Annotated in this window: 10 protein-coding genes; all 10 read left to right on the forward strand. The window is 40.7% G+C overall.

The annotated features are described in order from the left end of the window. Positions 1-224, forward strand: a 224-nt coding sequence (locus LX64_RS25585; protein ID WP_148707479.1) for a helix-turn-helix domain-containing protein, incomplete at its 5' end; no start/stop codon positions are given. A gap of 129 nt (positions 225-353) precedes the next feature. Then, positions 354-629, forward strand: coding sequence for a hypothetical protein (locus tag LX64_RS25590; protein WP_111600550.1), 276 nt, complete (start codon positions 354-356; stop codon positions 627-629). A gap of 140 nt (positions 630-769) precedes the next feature. Further along, a complete protein-coding gene (locus LX64_RS25595) occupies positions 770-1087 on the forward strand; it encodes a hypothetical protein (protein WP_111600551.1) in 318 nt (105 codons plus the stop codon). Between the two features lie 220 nt (positions 1088-1307). Continuing rightward, positions 1308-1535: a hypothetical protein gene (locus tag LX64_RS25600; protein WP_111600552.1), complete on the forward strand. Its 228-nt coding sequence runs from the start codon at positions 1308-1310 to the stop codon at positions 1533-1535. 439 nt (positions 1536-1974) lie between these two features. Next, on the forward strand, positions 1975-2403 hold the full coding sequence (locus LX64_RS25605) for a hypothetical protein (protein WP_111600553.1): 429 nt from the start codon (positions 1975-1977) through the stop codon (positions 2401-2403). 170 nt (positions 2404-2573) lie between these two features. Continuing rightward, positions 2574-2885 carry a hypothetical protein gene (locus LX64_RS25610; protein ID WP_111600554.1) on the forward strand — a complete coding sequence of 104 codons (312 nt, stop codon included), beginning with the start codon at positions 2574-2576 and terminating at the stop codon, positions 2883-2885. Positions 2886-3410: 525 nt separating this feature from the next. Next, entirely contained in the window at positions 3411-3749 is a 339-nt protein-coding gene (locus LX64_RS25615; protein WP_111600555.1) for a hypothetical protein, read from the forward strand. A gap of 171 nt (positions 3750-3920) precedes the next feature. Then, complete coding sequence (locus LX64_RS25620) at positions 3921-4271, forward strand: hypothetical protein (protein ID WP_111600556.1); 351 nt, start codon at positions 3921-3923, stop codon at positions 4269-4271. 604 nt (positions 4272-4875) lie between these two features. Beyond that, positions 4876-5262, forward strand: a complete 387-nt coding sequence (locus tag LX64_RS25630) for a hypothetical protein (RefSeq protein WP_111600558.1) — start codon at positions 4876-4878, stop codon at positions 5260-5262. A 443-nt stretch (positions 5263-5705) separates the two neighbouring features. Continuing rightward, positions 5706-6089, forward strand: coding sequence for a DUF6876 family protein (locus LX64_RS25635; protein WP_111600559.1), 384 nt, complete (start codon positions 5706-5708; stop codon positions 6087-6089). The last annotated feature ends 168 nt before the right edge of the window (positions 6090-6257 follow it).

The raw sequence follows: 6257 nt of genomic DNA on the forward strand, positions 1-6257 counted from the left end.
GGCTATCAGCAGAAAATCTGCATAAAGCACAAACAGCCCTGATGCTGTATGAGAAAGGGGAAAAGAAGGTGGAGGATATTGCTGCGGTATTGGGTATCAGTCGGGTCACCTGCTATCGTTATATAAATACAGCTCGTAAAACACCATCAGCACCCGTTAAAGCCCGGAGCCGTGGTATTAAGGCACTGTTGGCCGATAACAGCGGAGTTGCTGAAGAAAAGTAAATCAAAAATGTTCTTTAACATCTGATAAACATATTTTAGCAGCTCTCAGCTTATATTGTGCATGCTGTAATGGCACCAGTTCCGATTCTGCAATTCCGCAGCGTATAACTCGCAAAAAATGTTCACTATATGACAAATACAATTCCATCAAAAGAAGAACTTAATACCCTTGCTGATTATCTGCAGCGTGTGGCGGATGCAATACCAGACGGATTACGTGATTTACGTGACGTTGTCAGCTTTGTTACCTTTGATATCCGTATGTACTCGCAGATGGGTACAAAATCCAAAAGTTTTGAAAAAGCCCTTGCATTCGCAACCACAGTGCCTCGTGTAGAGGATGTGGAGGATGATAAATTAACCTGCTGGATGTTAGAAGATGAGGAATTCCGTAAGTACTTTTGATTTCAAAGAACGTTGAATATAATATAATTGGCCCTGCCACCCCGTAGGAAAACCGGGTTGATAGCCCGGTTAAGGGGCAGGGAGTTTTCTACGTCAATTTCAAAAAACGTTCTATATAATTAATAAAATCAACCAATTACATGGGTAATCCTGAACAGATTTTAACTGAATACAAAGCAAAGATTGAGGTAGTCACTCAACAGTTTTTAAACGCATATTTAGCTGAAGTGCCTAAAGACAATAGGACTATTGATACTGCAGGCGCTTTCTTAGGCAAGCATAATGATAGCTTCCGAAAGGCTGTTGCCACTATAGGTGTGGATATGTTACATAATCACGGGCTTGGTCCAGAGGTTCAACAGGTTGTACTTGAAAACAACAGTTGGGCGGTCGCTAAGTTATTTGTTGAGGTTATGAACGCATCATCGTCTGTTCCTCTTTTTGGGTCTAAACTCTAATGTAATATTCGATGTGCTGGTCCCCGACGGGGCCAGCACATCGAGGCCCGGTATCCGGGCCAAGCTCAAAAAACGGGAGTAGCGCACCTGGTTCGGGAACACCAGGGGAGAGCTGGGCACCTGGTCGCCTCCGGAACTTCCGGAAATGCGGAATATAAGGCATGTGATTTTTCCGCCAGACAGCATTTGTCCAAAACAGCTTTTTTCAAAAAACGTTCGTATGAAAGATAAGTCGTTATACAATTTTCAGAATTACGATGATTTTAAAAATGCCATGCAGGATGCTGGTTTTCAGATGAAGATGCAAACAGCAATGGTATCCCTCCTGGATGTTGTTGAACAAGATATATCCTACCTGGTAGGGGATGATAAACGCATTGCGGAATATTGGGTACAGTACCAGGAAGATCCTACAGCCCAGAAACCGGGTACCTGGTCACCCAGCTGATCACCAGGACACCGGTACCAGGAGGTTACCGGTAGCGCAGGCCGTAACCAGGTGCCAGCGCCGCAGGCCGCCCCTGTAAGCTGTTCATTTCATAAAACGTTCGTATGAAAGAAAAATCGATACAATTTTCAGAATTACGATGATTTTAAAAATGCCATGCTGGATGCTGGTTTATAGATGAAGATGCAAACGGTGATGGTATCCCTCCTGGATGTTGTTGAACAAGATATATCCAATCTGGTAGGGGATGATAAACGCATTGCGGAATATTGGGTACAGTATCAGGAAGATCCTACAATCTGAAACCGGGTAACTGGGCAAATCTCTAAAAACGCTCTATATATAGACTTACGTGATACGAACTTATTTAATTCAATTAATGTTTATCGAGGGGTTTTATCAATACTACCGATATTAACGGTCACAGAAGCTACGATTATTGATTAGTAATTTAAATGCAGCGATAGCCAGCAGTAAGGCCTTGATTAAGCTCTGTGTAATTAATGATTTCAAAAGTTCGGGCGGGTGCGCCAAACACCAAGAAGGCATCCGGCATAAAGCATCAGGAAGTAGGGAGGGGCAGATCCTGCACCAACACAGGGAAAGGGGGGCGGCTGCAGTGTTACACGTATTTATTCCGTTGCCAGTCTTGGCTTATTGCCGCCTTCCGCCCGGCGAATGTTCCATCATTAATTCATTAAAAATAATTACTATGGAGCATCAAAATTTATCTTGGAATGAAAGATGTGAACTGGGCTGGGAAGCCTGGTCAGAAGAACAATGGCAGGATTGGGAAGATGGGCAGATTGCCGACCATGAAGCCATAATAGAACTCAAGTATCCTTGCGAAAAGAAACAAGAAGATTGATCGTTCATTAAGGGGCTGATAACAAAGTCAGCCCCACTTTTAAAAAAACGTAATTTCAAAAATCACAAAGGGATTACAAAATACTAATATCAATCTCTGAGGAATGACAATAGTGGCTACTATTGGAGGTGGTAGCCTTGTATTTGTACTATATTTTAAAAAGCAACAAAATGTATAAAGTACATTATTACAAATACCTCTCTGCAGAACAAAAAAAAATGTTTTTGCAACACCTTAAAGCTGGGGGGCATAACGGTTTCCAACATTGTATGAATATTCAGCGGGAAGTTAAGCAGCGTACTTTTTTTATTCGAGAAGATGCTGAAAAATTTCGAGATACTGCACTTAAGGACTCAGAAGATTATCAGTGTATCGAGGGCCCTATTTCAATCATTGACACCTCTAGTAGTTATGATGCGATGTTAAAACTAACCCAGCAGTTAGCGGAGGAAAATTTACGTTTATGGGGATTAAAGAGCTAAGTTCAAAAACATCCCAAAGGGGAAAATCCATTAAATACAGTACTAGGTTCACATCCACACGTTAATGAAGGTAAGGGGGCTGTGCCTAACACGTCAATATTTGATCCTAAAGAGGATGGTATCACCCTTATAGGATGGTTTTAAATAACATTCTGTAGAATCACTAGGACACCGGTACCAGGTACCGGGAAGCAAAGGCCGTAACAAAGTGTCAGCGCCGCAGGCCACTCCTGTAATGTTCATTGCAAAAAACGTTCTTTACTCTGTTAAATGCAGCGGTGGCCAGAGGTCGGCCCTGATTAAGCGTTGGTTATAATTCATGCCTGCACAAAGTTCGGGCGGGTGTCCGAAATGCCCATCAACGCGCGGCGTCTTAAAGTAGCATCAAGTAGTCAGGGGCAGATCCTGCACCAGCGGCGGGGAAGTAGTCGGCAAAGTCCTACACGCATTTATTCCGCGCGAAGTGGGCTTATTCGGCCTGCCGCCCGGCGACTGTTTCATCATTAATTATTAAATTTATTTATTATGAAACAGATTAAGTTTAATCTCCGTGTAATGTTGGAAACAATGGTACTCTGCTATTATCATGATTATGTTGATAATTATGGGGAACCCTTTACATCACAAGGAAAAGAACTCAGGAAGAAGGGGCAGGGTTACAACAGCTACTGGTGGGAAAAAAGGGGCTTTTTCCAACATCTTATTTTGGATTCGGCAGTGGAAGAACTAGTTAAGACACCAGAAGGGATGCAAGATTATCAGAAACTAATGAAAAAATGTCGTGAAGCGTGGGGAGGAATAATACCTCCAATTGGTTACTGCCAAATACTTGCGTGGAAAAAGGATTCCTGGAAGGAATTATAGAAAATGGTTGTACCCGTGGTGTGATATTTAAATTAAAAGCCTAGCGGGGCGTAGATCCGCTAGGCTTTTAAAGGTAAAATCTACTCTATTTCAGAATGATAAGAAGGTGAAGGCTGCCCTTGAATAGGCGGGATGCGCACCAAGTCAGTAATTAATTTCAAAAACGTTCATATGCTTTTAACACCAACCTACATATTGGAGAAATTAGGTTTTAAAATCCCTGATGGGGGGCTTAATATTTCCGATGAAGATGAACTGGTTTTTAGCATTGCCCTTGAAATGATGGGGCAAAGTATTAACCTAGACAGCATCGAGGATGCTGAATACCGGGAACGGTTTAAAGTGATGTCAGTACATGCCCAAAGCCCGGAGCAGGCGGAAAAGTTCATGAAAGGAGATTTCAAGATTGCTAATCTGCGCGGTACTGTCAAAGGGATACATCATGTGCTCAGAAAAGGCCATACGATTTTTCCGCCAGACAGCATTTGTCCAAAACAGCTTTTTTGTTATTACGTTAAATAACGTGCGCCGAGTTGTTCATTTTGTTCATTTTTTATACGGTATTTAATTTTAAGTAATGAATAACGATATTCGCATTTTCATATCCGCAGTGTATTTCCCCAAAGCTGTGAAGAATTTGGGGTTAACAAACAATGGATGAAAGGCCGGTTCTTGATTCTTCTTGAACTGGCTTTTTTATTATGATAGGCAGTTTGTATTATCCATACTCACAATATATTATTATATAATAATATTGTATTGTAAAACAATATTGAAAATATTCATTTTATTTAATTGTATGCTTTCTAATTTACAATATTTTATATATGAACTCTCTGGACAAGAAAATCTATTGTGTTGTGAGGATAGGGAGAATCAAATTAAGTGTGTTTTTAAGAGAGGGGATTTTTCATCGAGTAAAGTGTTTACAGGACTTATAGACACTAGTGAAGCATGGGTGAATATCCACGCTATAAAGATGACCCAATGGCTGCAGATCCACCATAATGATAAAATAGGCTTCATATAAAATTTGATCGTAGGCATCTTATTTATTGCAAACCTGTACTAGTACAATAGCACTAGTCTTTGTTATAAACGAGGGGGGCAATTCGTATATTCTATTATGAAAAAATTGAGAAGAATAACTTTTGTAGCTACCGATTTTTCCCACCATTTTATGTTTTCTATGATTGGGTTCAACTTATGCTTTGTTGGTAGTATGATGCACCCAAATATAGGCTTAAAAATCGGTTACGCACTTATTGGGTTATTATTTTTAATAACTGCCTGTATTTCGGTGTACCGGTCAGCAAACATTCGCTGGAAAGAAGTTGATGAAGCATACAAAATTTTAGAGAATAATAATTTCGTTGAAAAGTATAGCATTACAATGAACGACACTGAAAAGCTGTTACATCAACTTGTCGAGATAGTAAAATCGCCTAATACGGTTGAGGATGATAAGGAAATTGCGTACACATGTTTTTTTATAATATTTAATAATCTGTAAAGCTGATTTCCGTTAAGGGTGATATATTTACCTGTTGATGCTGGAAGGTCAAGAGCATAAATAATACTTTTAGAAACGGTTATATTAGTAATACGACCGAAAGGGGGTGGAAAGTTTGATAATCCTAAAATTTTTTCTAAGTCGTTGATATTCTGTACGGCTGTTGAATTCCAAAAAATCCCTTTGTATAACCAGTGGCTAACCAGCGGCATAGCCCTGATTAGGCGATTTTAAACTTAATGTTTTCACAAAGTTCGGGTGGTTGGGCGAAATGCGCATCAACGCGCGGCGTCTTAAAGCACCAGTGCCAGGGCAAGGGGGTATCCTGCACCAGCTGCAGCAAATTTCTGGATCTTCCCCGTCCACGCATTTATTCCGCGCGAAGCGCGCAATTCGCCCAACCACCCGGCGATTGTTCCATCATTAACCTTAAATATTTGATCATGGAACAGCAAAATGGTAGAAACATTAACAAAGAACTGCCCTTCTTAGGATTCTCACATGTATGCTATAGGCACTCTACTGGCTTTCTATATACTCCGAGTGTGAAGTATGTAGCACAAAAGTATATATGTTATTGGTTTATCGATATTATTATGAAAGGAGGACGTAATCTCGACATAGAGGGTCGTTGCCCTTTATATTGGAAACTGAAAAGATTAAGTGGCTTAAAGTTTAGAATTACATGTCACGATTGGCAAGAAAAACTTATTTGGCAGAGAGAAATACACAGTTCTTTTGTTGGTGATGAAGTTTCTTTTGTCTTTACAGATGAGTGCTGGGATCACCACGGTGGGATGTTGACAATATCCAAGTATGATGAATAAAAAAGGGCAAAGCCCTTTTTTATTCATTCGAACTTCTTGTAATTTAAGAAGTGCGGCAGCCAATTAGCTGGCTTTTTTGCATTTCCGCGAAAGCGGCCCCCCATTGTTTGAAACCCCCGCCGGAGGCCCCCCGGAGGGTGCCGGAAAAAAGGGCGTGGGTGAAAAATG

The organism is Chitinophaga skermanii, from assembly GCF_003259335.1.
Lineage (GTDB): Bacteria > Bacteroidota > Bacteroidia > Chitinophagales > Chitinophagaceae > Chitinophaga > Chitinophaga skermanii.